The sequence below is a fragment of the Agrobacterium larrymoorei genome (genome assembly GCF_005145045.1).
In the GTDB taxonomy this organism is placed as follows: Bacteria; Pseudomonadota; Alphaproteobacteria; order Rhizobiales; family Rhizobiaceae; genus Agrobacterium; species Agrobacterium larrymoorei.
Genome location: NZ_CP039691.1, coordinates 1,577,120 through 1,594,012, shown reverse-complemented (window position 1 = coordinate 1,594,012; position 16,893 = coordinate 1,577,120). Strand labels below are relative to the sequence as shown.

The window sequence follows — 16,893 nt, the reverse complement described above, 5'->3', positions numbered from 1 at the left end:
GGGGCAGCATGCCAGTTTCAGGGGGTCACTTCCAGCACGAGGAAACCTATGGCCCAGTTTGGCTCCAGCATCCAGCCCGGCGACTTCAAGCGTTTGGGCGCCAATTTCGATGGCGAAGGCGTCAATTTCGCAATCTTCAGCGCCCATGCCGAAAGGGTTGAACTTTGCCTTTTCGATGAGACCGGCAAGACCGAAATCGAGCGCATCACCCTTCCCGAATTCACCAATGAAATCTGGCACGGCTATATTCCCGGCCTGAAGCCAGGCGCGCTATACGGCTACAGGGTCCACGGCCCATACGATCCGGAGAAGGGTCATCGCTTCAATCCAAACAAGCTTCTTGTCGATCCTTACGCTCGCGAAATCGTCGGTGACATCGAGTGGGGGCAGGAGCAGTTCGGTTACACGCTGGACGCCGAGGAAAAGGACCTGTCCTTCAATGATAGCGACAGCGCTTCCAAGATGCCGAAATGCCGGGTGATCGACCCGAAGGATTATGACTGGAGCGGAGATGCGCGCCCGAATATTCCGTGGTCCAAAACGATCTTCTACGAGACCCACGTCAAAGGTTTCACCAAGCTGCATCCTGCGCTGCCGGAAGAACTGAAGGGCACCTATGATGGCTTGGGCAACAAGGATGTCGTCGGCTACATCAAGAGCCTCGGCATTACCTCCATCGAACTGCTGCCGACACATTATTTCCCGGATGACTCGCACCTGCTGGACAAGGGCCTGAAGAATTTCTGGGGCTACAACTCGCTCGGCTTCTTTGCTCCCGCTTCACGCTATTACGGCCCCCGTGCCATGGCCGGCTTCCGCGACATGGTGCGCAGCTTCCACGACGCAGGCATCGAGGTCATTCTGGACGTGGTCTATAACCACACGGCGGAAGGCAACGAGCTTGGGCCGACCCTATCCTTCAAGGGTATCGACAACTTCTCCTATTACCGCACCCTGCCCGACCAGCCGCGTTATTACATCAACGACACCGGCACGGGTAACACGGTCAACACGTCGCATCCGCGCGTTCTCCAGATGGTGACGGATTCTCTTCGTTACTGGGCAGAGGACATGCATATCGATGGCTTCCGCTTCGATCTGGGCACGATTCTGGGCCGCGAGCCGGAAGGCTTCGACCAGCGCAGCGGCTTCTTCGATGCCGTCGGTCAGGATCCTGTGCTGTCTCGTCTGAAACTCGTCGGCGAGCCATGGGATATCGGCCCCGGCGGTTATCAGGTCGGCGGCTTCCCGCCCGGCTGGGCAGAATGGAACGACAAGTATCGTGACACGGTTCGCGAATACTGGAAGGACGAAGACGGAACTGCGGGCGATTTCGCCGCGCGCGTTCTCGGCTCCGGCGATGTCTATGATCTGCGTGGCCGCAAGACCTGGGCCAGCGTCAACTTCATCACCGCCCATGATGGCTTCACGCTGAACGACCTCGTTTCCTATAACGACAAGCACAACGAGGCCAACGGCGAAGACAACAAGGACGGCCACAGCGACAACCGCAGCTTCAACTACGGCGCCGAAGGCCCGACGGAAGATGAAGGTATCAACGCCGTTCGCGATCGTCAGAAGCGCAACTTCCTCGCTACGCTGCTGCTTTCCCACGGCACGCCGATGATCCTTGCCGGTGACGAATTTGGCCGCAGCCAGATGGGCAATAATAACGGCTATTGCCAGGACAGCGACCTAAGCTGGGTACACTGGGAAGGCCTGCCGGAGAGCGCCGAAACGCTGCGCGACTTCACCCGCCGCCTGATCGAGATTCGACAGAACCACTCGATCCTGCGTCGGGATAGCTGGCACGATGGAACGCACGTCACCTGGCTGAACCCGGGCGGCGGCGAACAGAAGCCGGAACATTGGAACGATCCCGGCAGCACGTCGCTCGGTTTGCGCCTGACCCGTGAGGGCGACGGCGCTGGTGAGGAATGGAAGGACGTCCTCATCCTGTTCAACCCGCATGAGGGTGACGTGGAGTTCAAGTTGCCGGAAGTCGAAAATGGCTGGACAACCGAGCTGACCACAGCCGACCCGACCGTCAGCGGCAACCAGATCGCCAACTCCCAGAACTACACCATGGAAGGCCGAAGCCTGATATTGCTCCGCGCCGCCTGATTGGTGAGAAGTTGATCGCATAATGAAAGCCGGAGCTGGTCTCCGGCTTTTTCTTTTGATTACGTCGCAGATGCCCCGGCAAACCGAAATCCACGGCGCTTTTTGGTAAGCTTGGCCTTCGCACAAATCGATGCACGCAGCGCGAAGAATATGTCCTCGAAGTGATAGGGTTTGCTGAAGAAACGGGAGTCCGAGGGCAAATTCAGTGTATCCGACGCGTGCCCCCCGGAGGTGACGACAAGTGCGATGTGGTGTTGGGATTTGTCCAGCATCTCGACAAGGTCGAGACCTGACAATCCGCCCGGCATATCGATGTCGGTTACCACGGCTGAGATGCCATCGTTCTTGCCGATGATACCCACCGCTTCAAGCACGTTGGACGCTTCGAGAACGTGGTACCCCTCTTCTTCCAGGGCATCCACCAAGGTCAATCGGATGATTGGTTCGTCTTCGACAACCAGCACAGTCACGCCAGCTTCATGCATACGCAATACTCCGCTCTAAAGCTTCGGTAAGAAAAGCAAACTTTGCTTATCCGATGCTGTGACACTGGATGGTGCGGCGGTGGCTTCGACGGTCCGCCGTTCCATCTTTTCAACAGAACGCGCAATTCGGCGACATTGCTGACAGGCTGCTCCGAAAAATTGAAAACAATATTAATAAAATGCAAAATATCCGATTTTGAAGGTAACGAAGCGCGTCGTTGATTTCTGTCAAGAGGCGTTCACGGATACTTTTTTTGACGGCGCAATCGCGGTGTCGTAATTTGTGAGCGAAGCGTCGCAAATGGAATATACAGACGCTTATTTCCCAGCAAGGAATTGCGTTTTCGCAATGGAGCATGGTCATCATGAGCAAAACTCCTCCCAAGAAGCGCTCAATCGTATTTTTTATGGTTCCGCAGTTCACCATGCTGCCTTTCACGGCGGCTGTGGAAACCTTGCGTATCGCCAACCGAATGCTGGGATATGATGCCTATGAATGGCGCCTGGCCTCCGCTGACGGAATGAAGGTAGCGTCTTCAGCGGGAATTGCTCTGGAGGCCAACACATCGCTTGCAGAGGAGCGCAAATTCGTCAGCGGCGAAAACCGCCCGAACATGGTTCTGGTCTGTTCCGGCATCGATATCGAGCAATATGGCAACAAGTCGGTGAACGCCTGGCTGCGTGAAGCCAATAATCGCGGCATTGCCGTGGGCAGCCTCTGTACGGGCGCACATGTGCTTGCCCAGGCAGGACTGCTGAATGGCAAGCGCTGTGCGATACACTGGGAAAACCTGCCGGGCTTTTCGGAAGCCTTTCCGCAGGTGGAAGTTTACGCGGACCTCTACGAGGTGGATGGCAATATCTACACCTGCGCCGGTGGAACCGCTTCGCTGGACATGATGCTGAACCTCATCGGTCAGGATTTCGGTGAGAACCTCGTCAACCGCGTTTGCGAACAGCAATTGACGGACCGCGTGCGCAACCCGCATGACCGCCAGCGCCTGCCGCTTCGCGCTCGCCTTGGCGTGCAGAACGACAAGGTTCTGTCCATTATCGAATTGATGGAGAGCAATCTTTCAGAGCCGCTGTCGCTGCTGGATATTGCCGAGGGCGCCGACCTTTCGCGCCGTCAGGTGGAGCGGTTGTTCCGTCAGGAAATGGGGCGCTCGCCTGCGCGTTACTATCTGGAAATCCGGCTTGATCGCGCACGTCACCTGCTGGTGCAATCGGCCATGCCCGTGGTGGAAGTTGCCGTGGCATGCGGTTTCGTTTCCGCCTCGCATTTTTCCAAGTGTTATCGCGAGATTTACAATCGCACCCCGCAACAGGAGCGCGCGGAACGCAAACTCGTCATCAGCGCCTCACGCATGTTGGCGGCAAGCCAGGGCAAGGCGGCACACTAATTATCAACTGAAATCGAATGGTCTGACCGCCGATGCCAAATCTTCTGCGGTGAGCCCTGCCCCGAGTGTCCGAGCAGTTTCCCCATGCAGCCAAACAGCCGCTGCGGCAGCCTCGAAAGCCGGGATCTGCTGCGCAAGAAAACCGCCGCAAATTCCGGCCAGTACATCGCCGGAGCCAGCGGTCGCCAATGTGGACGGAGCATTGGTATTGACGTAGGCGCGTCCATCCGGCGCGGCGATTACCGTATCGGCACCCTTGTAGATTATGACGGCGTGGGCCAAAGCCGCAGCGGCCTGCGCCTTTTCTATCTTGCTGAGACTGTTGTCCGAGTGAATATCGGGAAACAGCCGGGCGAACTCACCTTCATGCGGGGTGAGAATGCGAAACGCATCCGCCTTCGCAAAAAGCGAGAAAAGGTCTTCTGGATTTTGTTTGAAGGCACTGATGCCATCCGCATCGAGAACAAGCGACTTATCCGAAATAAGCGACACGAATTCACGCGCTTTCTCCATATCACCGAACCCCGGCCCCAGCACATAAGTCTCGTGCCGTTTGTCTTCGCGCCAGTCTGTCAGCGCATTCCGGTCATCGACAGGTGACACCATGATTGCCGTCAACGTTGCGGCCAGAACGGAAACGGCCTCCCGCGGTGCGGCGATGGAAACGATTCCTGCGCCAGTCCGCAAGCCCGCCATAGCCGTCATGCGCGCAGCGCCCGTGGCATGCGAAGGTCCGGAAAAAACGGTGAGATGCCCACGCTTGAACTTGTGTGTATCTTCATCCCGCCGACTGAAGAATTCTTTCCATAGATCAGGATGATTTTCGCGAATTGCCCCCGCGTGAGCCGCTACGATGCGCTTCGGGATACCGATGTCGAAAATCTCAAGCTCTCCGCACAGCGAGCGTCCGGGCATCAACAGATGTCCCGGCTTTTTCGCGGCGAAAGTCACGGTGCGCTCTGCCCTAAATGCGGCACCCAGCACGACGCCTCTGCGTGCACATACGCCGGACGGTAGATCGACAGCGATGACAGGAATGTCTGCCGCAGCAACTGCCTCGATGACGTCCGCCAGTGCCTCCGGCACATCGCGAGCAAGGCCAGCCCCGAAAACCGCGTCGATTACGATATCGCCTTTCTGCGGTCGGTAATGAGTTAGAGGCTGAACCTTCCGTGCCCAGCCCTCATAGGCCCACCTTGCCGCGCCGCGCAACTTCGTTACATCACCCAGAACGTAAACGGAGACCTCACCGCCCGCCTCTGAAAGCGCCCGCGCCGCCACGAAACCATCTCCGCCATTATTGCCGGTTCCGCACAAAACGATGAAGCGAAGTGCATCAGGAAAATACCTGAGAGCGCTGGCAGCCACCGCCTGCCCCGCCTGCTCCATCAACGACGTTATGGCGATACCGCTCTCTGCCGTTGCGGCATCGATTTCGGCCATGGCTTCTGGATTGATGAGATAATGCGAATTGGGCGTGCTCATATTTGCAATTTCATCGCAAAACCGGAAGAAATGCAATCGGCGCTTTTTTGAGCATATTCAGAAGATCAAATAATATGCAAAAGCACAATTATTGATCATTAAGCTCGCCGGATTTAGCTATTGCTAATCTTCTGTATTCGCTGAAGATTTTGATTAATTTTGCCACATTTTGGCAGTGCAGCATGAATTTTCATCGCGCAAACCCACGGTTTTTCGCCAATTTGTCCTCTCATCCATCAATTTCTGCAGATTTTTTATCGTAACCGGCTTCCGATCTGGCACGATACGTGCATTCTTGTGGGAGAGCGGAACAGACCGCTTTAACGGGAGAAGCGGAGAGATATTTTCTCATGAAAAAGATCGAAGCGATCATTAAGCCTTTCAAGCTCGACGAAGTGAAGGAAGCCCTTCAGGAAGTCGGACTTCAGGGAATAACGGTTACGGAAGCCAAGGGCTTTGGTCGTCAAAAAGGCCATACTGAACTCTATCGCGGGGCGGAATATGTCGTCGACTTTTTGCCGAAGGTGAAGGTCGAGGTCGTTCTCGCGGACGAAAATGCGGATGCAGTGATCGAGGCAATCCGCAACGCTGCCCAGACTGGCCGCATTGGCGACGGAAAGATTTTCGTTTCCAACGTGGAAGAGGTTATTCGTATCCGTACGGGTGAGACAGGCGTAGACGCCATCTAAAACGACCTGAGCCAATTTTCAGGCTCAGGCATCACCGCGTTGATCATTACACTCAAGGAACATTCATATGACGACTGCAAACGATATCCTTAAGCAGATCAAGGACAACGACGTAAAGTTCGTTGACCTGCGTTTCACCGATCCCAAAGGCAAGCTTCAGCACGTAACCATGGACGTGGTTTGCGTTGACGAAGACATGTTCGCCGATGGCGTCATGTTCGACGGCTCCTCGATTGGCGGCTGGAAGGCCATCAACGAGTCCGACATGGTGCTGATGCCCGATCCGGCAACCGTGCACATGGACCCGTTCTTCGCGCAGTCCACCATGGTCATCTTCTGCGACATTCTCGACCCGGTTTCCGGCGAAGCCTATAACCGTGACCCGCGCGGCACGGCCAAGAAGGCCGAAGCCTACCTCAAGGCTTCCGGTATCGGCGACACGATCTTCGTTGGTCCTGAGCCTGAATTCTTCGTCTTCGACGACGTCAAGTACAAGGCCGACCCGTATAACACGGGCTTCAAGCTCGATTCGTCCGAATTGCCATCCAACGACGACACCGATTACGAGACCGGCAACCTCGGTCACCGCCCACGCGTCAAGGGCGGCTACTTCCCCGTGCCGCCAGTCGACAGCCTTCAGGACATGCGCTCCGAAATGCTGACCGTTCTCGGCGAAATGGGCGTTGTCGTTGAAAAGCACCACCACGAAGTCGCCTCCGCTCAGCACGAGCTGGGTGTAAAGTTCGACACGATGGTATCCAGCGCCGACAAGATGCAGATCTACAAGTACGTCGTGCATCAGGTCGCAAACGCCTACGGCAAGACGGCAACTTTCATGCCGAAGCCGATCTATGGCGACAACGGCTCGGGCATGCACGTTCACCAGTCCATCTGGAAGGGCGGCAAGCCAACCTTCGCTGGCGATGAATATGCCGGTCTGTCCGAAACCTGCCTCTACTACATTGGCGGCATCATCAAGCACGCCAAGGCCATCAACGCTTTCACCAACCCGACGACCAACTCCTACAAGCGTCTGGTTCCAGGCTACGAAGCACCGGTTCTGCTGGCCTACTCCGCGCGTAACCGCTCGGCGTCCTGCCGTATTCCTTTCGGCTCCAACCCGAAGGCAAAGCGCGTCGAAGTTCGCTTCCCGGACCCCACCCAGAACCCGTATCTCGGTTTCGCAGCCATGCTGATGGCTGGTCTGGACGGCATCAAGAACAAGATCCATCCCGGCAAGCCGATGGACAAGGATCTCTACGATCTGCCGCCGAAGGAACTGAAGAAGATCCCAACGGTCTGCGGTTCGCTGCGTGAAGCGCTGGAAAGCCTCGACAAGGATCGCAAGTTCCTGACCGCTGGCGGCGTGTTCGATGACGACCAGATCGATGCCTTCATCGAATTGAAGATGCAGGAAGTCATGCGCTTCGAAATGACGCCACATCCTGTCGAATTCGACATGTATTACTCGGCATAAGACTTACGAAAGGCGCTCTTCGGGGCGCCTTTTTTCTTTGTCTCTCCGAAAAGATGGCGCCCGGTGATCGGCGCTTGAATGCCGAATAAGAAACTTTTCAAGGTCATCCGGCGTTACACTTGGCAGTCGCGATCAGGTCTTGATGAATACAGCCGCGGAAATGCTGCATCTTGATATTTCCGCATGATACCCCAAATTGTATGGGGAAAGGATGACATGCCATGAAACAACGAAACGCAAAATTCACGATCGGCGAAGTTGTTCGTCACCGGGTGTTTCCGTTCCGCGGTGTGATATTCGACGTAGACCCAGAATACGCGAATACCGAGGAATGGTGGAACGCGATTCCCGCTGAGATACGCCCTGACCGCGACCAGCCCTTTTATCATCTTCTGGCAGAAAACGAGGAGACCGAATATGTCGCCTATGTTTCTGAGCAGAACCTCATTCATGATGAAAGCGAGCAGCCGCTGCGCAACCCAAACATCACGCGCATTTTCGACACCGCTCCCAACGGTGAGTTTCGCCCGAAATCGGCCATGACGCATTAAGCCGCCCACGGAAAACCGAAACCGCGCATAAAAAAACCGGCCCTTGCAGGCCGGTTTTTTCGTCTCTCAATCGAGACCGATTAGTTGGCAGGCTTAGCCTTTGCAGCGTCCTGAGCAGCTTCGAGCTTCTTACGCGCTTCTTCAGCCTTCTTCTGCATGCCTTCCTGCAGCGAACGCTGGCTTTCAGCAAGCTGAGACTGGCTGATCGGCTGGCCGTCATAAGCGCCGGTGAAGCCCGTAAGAGCAATCTTGATCGGGTTTGGAGCGCGACGGAAGTTGATGGATGTGAAGACGACCTCGGTGCCCTTCTTCATGCTTGCGATCATGGCGTCCGTCAGCGGCACTTCAGCTGTGCACTTGTCGGGAAGGCAGACTGCGTAGTCCAGCTTCTGGCCCTTACCACCATCGATCTGCATGACGACGCCCGGAGGAAGAAGGCGAGCGGTCGGTACCGAAACCTGAAGCAGCTTGCGGTTGACCTTGCCTTCGACAGTGATCAGGCCGACAGCCGTGATCATCTGGCCGTTCTGGGCGAGTACGACGTTCTGCACCACGCAAACATCATTGTCTTCCTGCTTGCTGCAGGTCTTGAACCAGCCAAGTGGCGGTGCGCCTGCCGGAGCGGCAGCCTGCTGAGCCTGAGAAACAGCCGGTACAGACACGGCGCCCAGGGAAAGAACGAGGGCAGACAGGCCTGCGCGGGTGAATGTGTTTGCGATTTGCTTCATAAGAGTTCCGTCTCCTGAATTTTTTATGCCAAGCAGAACGACGCGCCCTGCTCAACATCACCGGTATCCGTCTGCCCGTTCCACTGTCGTTTAAATGAGGCAAATGCGTGACCCGACTGTTTCGGCAATCCTGTTACATCCCGTTCACCGGGATATCCAGCACTTCTTTTAGATTTTCCCTGCACCGATCAAGATTTCCTTCGTCGGATGCCTGCCTTATTCGCGTGTGATACATTCCCGCAGGAATCAAAACAAGTAAGGGCAGTTGAGCGCCGGAGGCCAGGAGCCTCACTCAATAGCCTGAATGCGACAGGATAGTGACATGCGAAGCCTTTTGGCGTTCATTCCAGCCCTCCTCATTTCTGGCATGGCGCTGGCGGAACCTCTGCACGGGATATCCATGCACGGCAAACCTGCCCTGCCCGCAGACTTCAAAAACCTGCCTTATGTGAACCCCGATGTGAAGAAGGGCGGTCGCGTCTCCTACGGCGTCGTCGGCACTTTCGATAGCCTCAACCCCTTCATTTTAAAAGGAATGCGCACCACCGCGCGCGGTGTCTGGGACCCGGAATTCGGTAATCTGCTTTACGAACCGCTGATGCAGCGCTCCCATGACGAGCCCTTCTCCCTTTATGGCCTTCTTGCGGAAAGCGCCGAATGGGACGATGAGCGCAGCTTCATCCAGTTCAATCTCAACCCGAAAGCGCATTGGCAGGATGGCAAGCCGGTCACGCCGGAAGATGTGATTTTCACCTTCAATCTTTTGAAGGAAAAAGGCCGCCCGCCTTTCGACAGCCGTCTAAACGGCGTGGCGAAAATGGAGAAAGTCGGCGAGCGTAGCGTGCGCTTCACCTTCAACGATAAAGCGAATCGCGAGACGCCGCTGATCCTCGCCTCCTCCACCCCCATTCTGCCTGCCCATGCCATCGACCCCAAGACATTCGATCAGGGCGGTGTCGGTCCTGTCGTGGGTTCGGGGCCATACCGAATCAAATCGCTGAGGCTAGGCGAGCAGATCGTCTGGGAACGTGACCCCAATTACTGGGGCAAGGATGTGCCGGTCAAAATCGGCTTCGATAATTACGACCAGATCAGCGTGACTTACTTCCTTCAGGTCACGACCATGTTCGAGGCCTTCAAGAAGGGAGATATCGACATCTACCCCGAAGGTGACGCGATCAACGGGACGTCCGATACCTCCCACTGGGGCCAGGCCTACAACTTCCCGGCCGTCCAGCGCGGCGATATCGCCCGCGACATTTTCGAATCACGTTTGCCGACCGGCATGTTCGGCTTGATCTTCAACACCCGCAGGCCGATTTTTGCGGATGAAAAGGTCCGTGAGGGCTTGTCCTACGCCATGGATTTCGAGTGGATGAACCGCAACATTCTGGGCGGTGCATTCAAGCGAAGCCAGAGCTTCTGGCAGAACTCGACGCTCGGCGCTTATGGCAACGCGGCAAACCAAAAGGAACTGGCTCTGCTCGGCGATGCGGCCAAGCGCCTGCCGCCGGACATTCTTGCAGGCACCTATGAGATGCCGAAAAGCGATGGCTCCGGCGCCGATCGCACAGTCTTGAAGCTGGCGGTCGATACGCTGAAGGAAGCGGGCTACACCATCAAAAAGGGCGAGATGTCCGATGCCAAAGGCAGGCCGCTTGCCTTCGAACTCATGACGCAAAACCCCGCGCAGGAGCGCATTGCGCTGGCCTACCAGCGCTCGCTGCGCCTGATCGGCGTCGATATGGCGATTCGCTCCGTGGATGACGGCCAGTATCAGTCGCGCTCCAACGGCTTCGACTACGATATGATCATCCGCTCCTACCCATCATCGCTCTCGCCGGGGGCGGAGCAGATCAACCGCTGGGGCTCCGTTTCCAAAGATGCCAATGGCAGCTTCAACTATGCCGGTGTTGCCGACACGGATATCGACCGGATGATCGAGGCGCTGTTGCAGGCGCGGGAGACTGAGGATTTCGAGGTTGCAGTGCGCGCCTATGACCGTCTTTTGACGGCGGGCCATTATGTCATTCCGCTCTACTCCATCGGCGCTCAGTGGGTCGCACGCTGGAAATATATTGCGCGGCCAGACACGACGCCGCTTACCGGCAATCAGAAACAAACATGGTGGGATACGCGCGCGCAGTAAAAACCTGCAGGCGGTTCCTTTTTGGTAACGCCTTGTGCCCTCACGGCTCACGCCCTAGATGGGGTGAACTGTGTAAAATCGAAAAGGAAAGCACCATGCAACGCATTGTCATCGACGTCGTCTCGGACATGGTCTGCCCGTGGTGCTATCTCGGCAAGGCGCGTCTGGATCTGGCTTTGGCCGAAGTGCAGGATGAAATCAGCGTCGACATCAACTGGCGCCCTTACCAGCTAAATCCGGATTACCCGCCGGAAGGCGTGGACCAGAAAGCCGAATTGGAAAAGAAGCTCGGCGGCAAGGAACGCGTGGATCAAATCCACGGCACGCTGACTGAACTCGGCAAGGAAGTCGGCATCGATTATAATTTCGATGCCATCAAGGTTGGTCCCAACACGCTGGATGCACACCGGCTTTCGCTCTGGGCTCACTCCGAAGGCCGTGAGCTTCAGGACAAAATTGTAACCGCTTTGTTCAAGGCCAACTTCGAGGAAGGTCGCAACATCGGCGACCATGCGGTGCTGATCGATATTGCCGGCGAGAACGGCATGGACCGTGAACTGGTGCGCCGTCTGCTGAGCTCGGATGCCGATAAGGACACGATCAAGGCGGAAATTGATGCGGCGCAGCAAATGGGCGTATCCGGGGTCCCCTTCTTCATTCTGGATCAGAAATACGCCGTCAGCGGTGCGCAAACGCAGGACGTTCTAATTAATGCACTGCGGGATATTGCCAAAATGAAAGCGGAAGAGCATAGGGCATTGAACTGACCTATGGTTTCGGTCGGTCCCGTTCGGGACCGGCTTTTGCTGTCGGTTACCGGTCCCATTCATTCCATCTGGTGTTCCCGTGTCAGACAGCACGTTGAAGGGCATTCTGCTCGCCTTCGCCGCATTCGCCGCCTATGCCTGGAGCGACGCAAGCGTCAAACTCATCGAAGGACAGCTTTCGCCGATCCAGTCCGCCTTCTTCGGTGCGGTCTTCGGGCTCTTTGCCCTGCCTTTCATTCGCAAGCGTAACGACAAGTGGACGGACATCGTCAAAACCACGAACCGACCGCTCTGGCTGTTGCGCTTCGTGTCTTCCGGCATAGGCGCAGTCACCAGCGTTACCGCCTTTACGCATCTCGCAATGGCCGAAGCCTTTGCGCTTATCTTCCTGCTGCCCTCCTTTGTGACCATCATGTCCGTCGTGTTCCTGAAGGAACAGGTGGGCATCAAGCGCTGGTCTGCGGTCATTATTGGATTTGCGGGCGTGCTGGTCATTCTTCGCCCCGGCTTTCGCGAACTATCGATTGGCCATGTCGCCGCAATTATCGCTGGCCTCTGCGGCGCGCTCTCCATCGTGATCTTCCGCGCCATGGGCCCGAAGGAAAAGAACATTTCGCTCTATGGCGCAGGCGTCCTCGGCTGTCTTGCCATTTGCGGCGTGCTGATGGTTCCCTCCTTCGTGCCGCCGACCGGCGAGCAATGGCTGCTGCTGGCGGGCTACGGCCTCCTCGGCGCTCTCGCCAACGTCCTCATCATGTATTCCGCCCAATATGCGCCAGCGGCGGTTATCGGGCCAACCCAATATAGCCAGATGCTCTGGGCGATTCTCTTCGGCTATCTTATTTTCGGGGATGCTATCGATAGCTGGATGCTGGTGGGCATAGCGCTGATCATCGGTTCCGGCCTGCTGACGCTGATCCGGGAAAAGCAGAGAAAAGTACCGCTGCCAACGTCAGTTGCTGCCGCCGACCAGAATGTCGCGGTTGCGATTACCCCCGAAGACCAATAGAAAAGCGCTCCCACCTTGGAATGGGAACGCTTGCATTCTCATAAGCTTTTCGACGTTCTGATTACCTGTAGCAAACCTCTACCTGATATCGTTCTCCCCAGCCATTATGACGCCATTCATAGTGGCAGCGGCGGTAGACCGGTTCGTAATAAGCGGGCGGAGGTCCGTAATAGACGGGTGGGCCATATGCCGGTGCGGCGTAGGCGGGACCGCCCATGGCGCCAGCAATGAGCGCGCCACCGAGAAGTCCGCCAGCGATACCAGCGGCAACTCCGCCTCCATGATGATAGTTGCGTGCTTCTGCCTGGCTGGTGGTGGCAATTGTGGTGCCCGCAATTGTCAAAGCAACCAGACCAGCGGTGACAAACCTGTTCATGGTAGTCAACATAGTCTTGCTCCTTGGTTTAGCGGCGGAAGAACGTATCCTTCCGCTGCATGAAGACTATGCTTTAAACGTCTACCGCATCATGTCCGTTTCATTAATTCGCGGTAAGAATCGGGCGGGCGAAACCCTTATGATTTGGCGAGTTCCGCCAGTTGCGTCATTACCATCGCTGCACCCGCGAGACGCTTCTCCGGCGTCGGCAGATCGCGTGTCAGGAACACGCTATGGTCAGGCCTGATCTTCGCCATCGAGCCCTGCTTGCCGATGTAACCGACAAGAGCTGCCGGGTTCGGGAACTGCTTGTTGCGGAACTGCACGACGACGCCCTTCGGCCCTGCATCCAGCTTCTCGACATTGGCGGTGCGGCACAGCGACTTGACGTAAACGATCTTGAGCAGGTGCTGCACTTCTTTCGGAAGCGGACCGAAGCGGTCGATCATCTCTGCTCCGAAGCCATCGATTTCGCCAAGATCGGTCAACTCGCCAAGGCGGCGATAGAGGCCCATGCGCAGATGCAGATCCGGGACATAATTTTCCGGGATCATGACAGAGGTGCCGACAGAAATCTGTGGTGACCAGCCGGTATCGATCACCTCGTCCTCACCCTTCACCTCGGCCACGGCCTCTTCCAGCATCTGCTGGTAAAGCTCGAATCCAACTTCCTTGATATGGCCGGACTGTTCTTCGCCCAGCAGGTTGCCCGCACCACGAATATCCAGATCGTGGCTGGCAAGCTGGAAGCCAGCGCCAAGCGTGTCGAGCGATTGAAGTACCTTCAGACGGCGCTCCGCCATCGTCGTCAGCACCTTGTTGACCGGCAACGTGAAGAGCGCGAAGGCGCGAACCTTGGAGCGGCCCACACGGCCACGCAGCTGGTAAAGCTGTGCGAGGCCGAACATATCGGCGCGGTGCACGATCAATGTGTTTGCGGTCGGCACATCGAGGCCGGATTCGACGATGGTGGTGGAAAGAAGCACATCATATTTGCCGTCATAGAAGGCGTTCATGATGTCTTCCAGCTCACCCGCCGCCATCTGGCCGTGGGCAACAGCCACCTTCAACTCCGGCACATCCGATTGCAGGAAGGCGTGGATATCCGCCAGATCCGCAAGACGCGGGCAGACATAGAAGCTCTGGCCGCCGCGATAATGTTCACGCATCAGGGTCTCGCGAATGACCAGCGCATCGAAAGGCGAGATGAAGGTGCGCACCGCCATGCGGTCCACCGGCGGCGTGGTGATCAGCGAAAGTTCGCGAACGCCCGTCATGGCAAGCTGAAGCGTGCGCGGAATAGGTGTCGCAGACAGTGTCAGAACGTGGATATCGCTCTTCAGCTCCTTCAGCCGCTCCTTATGCTTCACGCCGAAATGCTGCTCTTCATCGATGATGAGCAGGCCGAGATTGGCGAAGCTGATGCCCTGCCCCAGCAGCGCATGCGTGCCGACGACGATATCCGTCTTGCCATCCGCAACCTCTTTCTTGACGAGGTTCAGTTCCTTCGTGCCAACGAGGCGCGAAGCCTGCTGCACGCGAATGGGCAGACCACGGAAGCGTTCAGAGAAAGTGCGGAAATGCTGGCGCGCGAGCAGCGTCGTCGGCACGACAACTGCCACCTGCACACCGTTCATGGCCGCGAGGAAGGCGGCGCGTAGCGCCACTTCCGTCTTGCCGAAGCCGACATCACCGCAGATCAGGCGATCCATTGGACGGCCCGCGCCCAAATCCTCACGGATGGATTCGATGGCGTTCAGCTGATCTTCGGTCTCATCATAAGGGAAACGGGCGGCGAATTCGTCATAGAGCCCATCGGGCGCGGCCAGCACCGGCGCCTTGCGAACGAGGCGCGCGGCGGCAATGCGAATGAGATCGCCCGCCATATCCAGCAGGCGCTTCTTGAGCTTCGCCTTGCGCATCTGCCATGCGCCACCACCGAGCTTGTCCAACTGCGCTTCCGCAGCGTCCGAGCCGTAACGCGAAAGAAGATCGATGTTTTCGACTGGCAGGAACAGCTTGGCATCATCGGCATAATGCAGCTCAAGGCAATCACGCGGCGCGCCTGCTGCCTCGATGGTGCGAAGACCGACGAAACGGCCGATACCGTGTTCGGCATGAACAACGAGCGAGTTCTCATCCAGCCCGGCGACTTCGGAAATGAAATCGGCACCACGCTTGCGGCGCTTGGAGCGGCGCACCATGCGGTCGCCGAGAATATCCTGCTCGCCGATGACGGCCAGATTGCCCCCGTCGAAAGGCGTCTCGAAACCAGCTTCGAGGCTTAGAACAGCAGCAGCAGCCTCACCCTTGCCGAGCTTCTCTACTTCTTTCAGCGAAGCAACCGGCTTGATCTTTTCAAGACCGTGTTCGTTCAGCACCTGCAACAGGCGGTCCAGCGATCCCTCGGACCAGCCGGTAATCAGCACCTTCCAGCCCTTGGAGCGGCGCTCCGCAATGTGCTTTACGGCAAGATCGAAGACGTTGATGCGCTCTTCGCTTTCACTTTCCGTCTGCGACTTGGCCCAACGCGGGCCGACATGCGCATCCAGCGTGGCGACTGGCTTTTCTTTCGAGTCCTGCTCGTTGAACGGCGTCAGCCGCACCGCATTGATGGCATTCAGCGCCTCATCGAAGCTCTTGCCGCCGAGATATATCTGGCTTGGCGAAACCGGCTTGTACGGCGCACCCTGCGTGGCACCCTTGGTCTGGCCGGAAGCGCGGCGCGCCTCGAAATAATCATGCACCAGCTTGGAGCGCTCGACAGCGGCCTCGCGCGCGGTGTGATCGGTAACGATGCGGAAGCCCTTGAGGTAATCGAAGGCGGTTTCGAGATGCTCGTAGAAGAGCGGCAGCCAATGCTCCATGCCCGCATAACGGCGGCCTTCGGAAACGGCCTGATACAGCGCATCGTCACGCGTTGCCGCGCCGAAAAGCGACAGGTAATTCTTGCGGAAACGGCTGATCGTATCCGGCGTCAGCGTCACTTCACTCATCGGGTTGAGGTCGAGCGAGCGAGCCTGCCCGATGGTGCGTTGGCTGGCGGGATCGAAAGTGCGGATGCTTTCCAGCGTATCGCCGAAGAAATCCAGACGCACAGGCTCTTCCGTGCCGGGAACGAACACGTCCAGAATGCCGCCGCGCACGGCGAATTCACCCACTTCGCGGACGGTCGCCACGCGGTCGAAACCGTTGCGCTCCAGCCTGGCGGCAATCTCTTCCATCTTGATCTGGTTGCCGGGCTTGGCCGAGAAGGCCAGACTTTCGATGCCATCGCGCGGCGCCATCTTTTGCAGCATGGCGTTGACGGTGACGAGAACGATGGCCGGATGCGGCTTTTTCTGATGATGGATCAGTCCCGACAGCGCGGCCAATCTGCGCGCGGACGTGTCCGCACTCGGTGACACACGATCATAGGGAAGGCAGTCCCATGCCGGCAACGTCAGTACCGGGATTTCAGGCGCGACGAAGCCGAGTATCTGCTCCAGATCGGAAACGCGATGCCCATCCGACATGACATAGGCAACGGAGGTTCCTGCCCGCGCCATATCCGCCAGAAGCAGAGCTTCCATTCCAGACGGCACGTTTCCAATGGTCAGCGGCGTATCGGCCGATGCCACCAGCTTCACATCTATCCCGGCAATCATTTA

The 16,893-nt window shown here is 57.2% G+C and carries 13 protein-coding genes; 8 read left to right on the top strand and 5 right to left on the bottom strand.

Going from position 1 to position 16,893, the window contains the following annotated elements; all coding sequences use genetic code 11:
• Positions 1 to 48: 48 nt before the first annotated feature.
• Positions 49 to 2,124 carry a glycogen debranching protein GlgX gene (gene glgX, locus CFBP5473_RS07525; RefSeq protein ID WP_027673285.1) on the top strand — a complete coding sequence of 692 codons (2,076 nt, stop codon included), beginning with the start codon at positions 49 to 51 and terminating at the stop codon, positions 2,122 to 2,124.
• Between the two features lie 59 nt (positions 2,125 to 2,183).
• On the opposite strand, the gene CFBP5473_RS07520 is transcribed toward glgX, so the two are convergent.
• Complete coding sequence (locus CFBP5473_RS07520) at positions 2,184 to 2,609, bottom strand: response regulator (protein WP_051441108.1); 426 nt, start codon at positions 2,607 to 2,609, stop codon at positions 2,184 to 2,186.
• A 365-nt stretch (positions 2,610 to 2,974) separates the two neighbouring features.
• Here CFBP5473_RS07520 and CFBP5473_RS07515 point away from each other — a divergent pair, with 365 nt between their 5' ends.
• A complete protein-coding gene (locus tag CFBP5473_RS07515) occupies positions 2,975 to 4,012 on the top strand; it encodes a GlxA family transcriptional regulator (protein WP_027673286.1) in 1,038 nt (345 codons plus the stop codon).
• 3 nt (positions 4,013 to 4,015) lie between these two features.
• Here CFBP5473_RS07515 and CFBP5473_RS07510 read toward each other — a convergent pair whose 3' ends face one another.
• Positions 4,016 to 5,497, bottom strand: coding sequence for a bifunctional ADP-dependent NAD(P)H-hydrate dehydratase/NAD(P)H-hydrate epimerase (locus tag CFBP5473_RS07510; RefSeq protein ID WP_027673287.1), 1,482 nt, complete (start codon positions 5,495 to 5,497; stop codon positions 4,016 to 4,018).
• 350 nt (positions 5,498 to 5,847) lie between these two features.
• Here CFBP5473_RS07510 and CFBP5473_RS07505 point away from each other — a divergent pair, with 350 nt between their 5' ends.
• The 3 genes from CFBP5473_RS07505 to hspQ all read left to right on the top strand — a co-directional run bounded on the left by CFBP5473_RS07505 (position 5,848) and on the right by hspQ (position 8,214).
• The gene (locus CFBP5473_RS07505) at positions 5,848 to 6,186 is read left to right on the top strand and encodes a P-II family nitrogen regulator (RefSeq protein WP_007753933.1); all 339 of its coding nucleotides are present in this window, start codon (positions 5,848 to 5,850) and stop codon (positions 6,184 to 6,186) included.
• Between the two features lie 67 nt (positions 6,187 to 6,253).
• Positions 6,254 to 7,663, top strand: coding sequence for a type I glutamate--ammonia ligase (glnA, locus tag CFBP5473_RS07500; RefSeq protein ID WP_027673288.1), 1,410 nt, complete (start codon positions 6,254 to 6,256; stop codon positions 7,661 to 7,663).
• A gap of 221 nt (positions 7,664 to 7,884) precedes the next feature.
• Positions 7,885 to 8,214 (top strand): heat shock protein HspQ, encoded by a 330-nt coding sequence (gene hspQ / locus CFBP5473_RS07495; RefSeq protein ID WP_027673289.1) that lies wholly within the window; start codon positions 7,885 to 7,887, stop codon positions 8,212 to 8,214.
• Between the two features lie 80 nt (positions 8,215 to 8,294).
• On the opposite strand, the gene CFBP5473_RS07490 is transcribed toward hspQ, so the two are convergent.
• A complete protein-coding gene (locus CFBP5473_RS07490; protein WP_027673290.1) occupies positions 8,295 to 8,942 on the bottom strand; it encodes an invasion associated locus B family protein in 648 nt (215 codons plus the stop codon).
• Positions 8,943 to 9,264: 322 nt separating this feature from the next.
• On the opposite strand from CFBP5473_RS07490, the gene CFBP5473_RS07485 reads away from it, so the two are divergent.
• The 3 genes from CFBP5473_RS07485 (at position 9,265) to CFBP5473_RS07475 (ending at position 12,867) form a co-directional block, all read left to right on the top strand.
• Positions 9,265 to 11,091 (top strand): extracellular solute-binding protein, encoded by a 1,827-nt coding sequence (locus tag CFBP5473_RS07485; protein WP_027673291.1) that lies wholly within the window; start codon positions 9,265 to 9,267, stop codon positions 11,089 to 11,091.
• Between the two features lie 95 nt (positions 11,092 to 11,186).
• Positions 11,187 to 11,858, top strand: a complete 672-nt coding sequence (locus CFBP5473_RS07480; RefSeq protein WP_027673292.1) for a DsbA family oxidoreductase — start codon at positions 11,187 to 11,189, stop codon at positions 11,856 to 11,858.
• Between the two features lie 79 nt (positions 11,859 to 11,937).
• Complete coding sequence (locus CFBP5473_RS07475) at positions 11,938 to 12,867, top strand: DMT family transporter (RefSeq protein WP_027673293.1); 930 nt, start codon at positions 11,938 to 11,940, stop codon at positions 12,865 to 12,867.
• 61 nt (positions 12,868 to 12,928) lie between these two features.
• Here CFBP5473_RS07475 and CFBP5473_RS07470 read toward each other — a convergent pair whose 3' ends face one another.
• Entirely contained in the window at positions 12,929 to 13,255 is a 327-nt protein-coding gene (locus CFBP5473_RS07470; protein ID WP_027673294.1) for a hypothetical protein, read from the bottom strand.
• Between the two features lie 125 nt (positions 13,256 to 13,380).
• Positions 13,381 to 16,890 (bottom strand): transcription-repair coupling factor, encoded by a 3,510-nt coding sequence (gene mfd, locus CFBP5473_RS07465; RefSeq protein WP_027673295.1) that lies wholly within the window; start codon positions 16,888 to 16,890, stop codon positions 13,381 to 13,383.
• Positions 16,891 to 16,893: the final 3 nt, after the last annotated feature.

Coding starts and splice junctions, on each gene's coding strand:
- glgX (WP_027673285.1), top strand. CDS start 49: ATGGCCCAGTTTGGCTCCAGCATCCAGCCCGGCGACTTCAAGCGTTTG.
- CFBP5473_RS07520 (WP_051441108.1), bottom strand. CDS start 2,609: ATGCATGAAGCTGGCGTGACTGTGCTGGTTGTCGAAGACGAACCAATC.
- CFBP5473_RS07515 (WP_027673286.1), top strand. CDS start 2,975: ATGAGCAAAACTCCTCCCAAGAAGCGCTCAATCGTATTTTTTATGGTT.
- CFBP5473_RS07510 (WP_027673287.1), bottom strand. CDS start 5,497: ATGAGCACGCCCAATTCGCATTATCTCATCAATCCAGAAGCCATGGCC.
- CFBP5473_RS07505 (WP_007753933.1), top strand. CDS start 5,848: ATGAAAAAGATCGAAGCGATCATTAAGCCTTTCAAGCTCGACGAAGTG.
- glnA (WP_027673288.1), top strand. CDS start 6,254: ATGACGACTGCAAACGATATCCTTAAGCAGATCAAGGACAACGACGTA.
- hspQ (WP_027673289.1), top strand. CDS start 7,885: ATGAAACAACGAAACGCAAAATTCACGATCGGCGAAGTTGTTCGTCAC.
- CFBP5473_RS07490 (WP_027673290.1), bottom strand. CDS start 8,942: ATGAAGCAAATCGCAAACACATTCACCCGCGCAGGCCTGTCTGCCCTC.
- CFBP5473_RS07485 (WP_027673291.1), top strand. CDS start 9,265: ATGCGAAGCCTTTTGGCGTTCATTCCAGCCCTCCTCATTTCTGGCATG.
- CFBP5473_RS07480 (WP_027673292.1), top strand. CDS start 11,187: ATGCAACGCATTGTCATCGACGTCGTCTCGGACATGGTCTGCCCGTGG.
- CFBP5473_RS07470 (WP_027673294.1), bottom strand. CDS start 13,255: ATGTTGACTACCATGAACAGGTTTGTCACCGCTGGTCTGGTTGCTTTG.
- mfd (WP_027673295.1), bottom strand. CDS start 16,890: ATGATTGCCGGGATAGATGTGAAGCTGGTGGCATCGGCCGATACGCCG.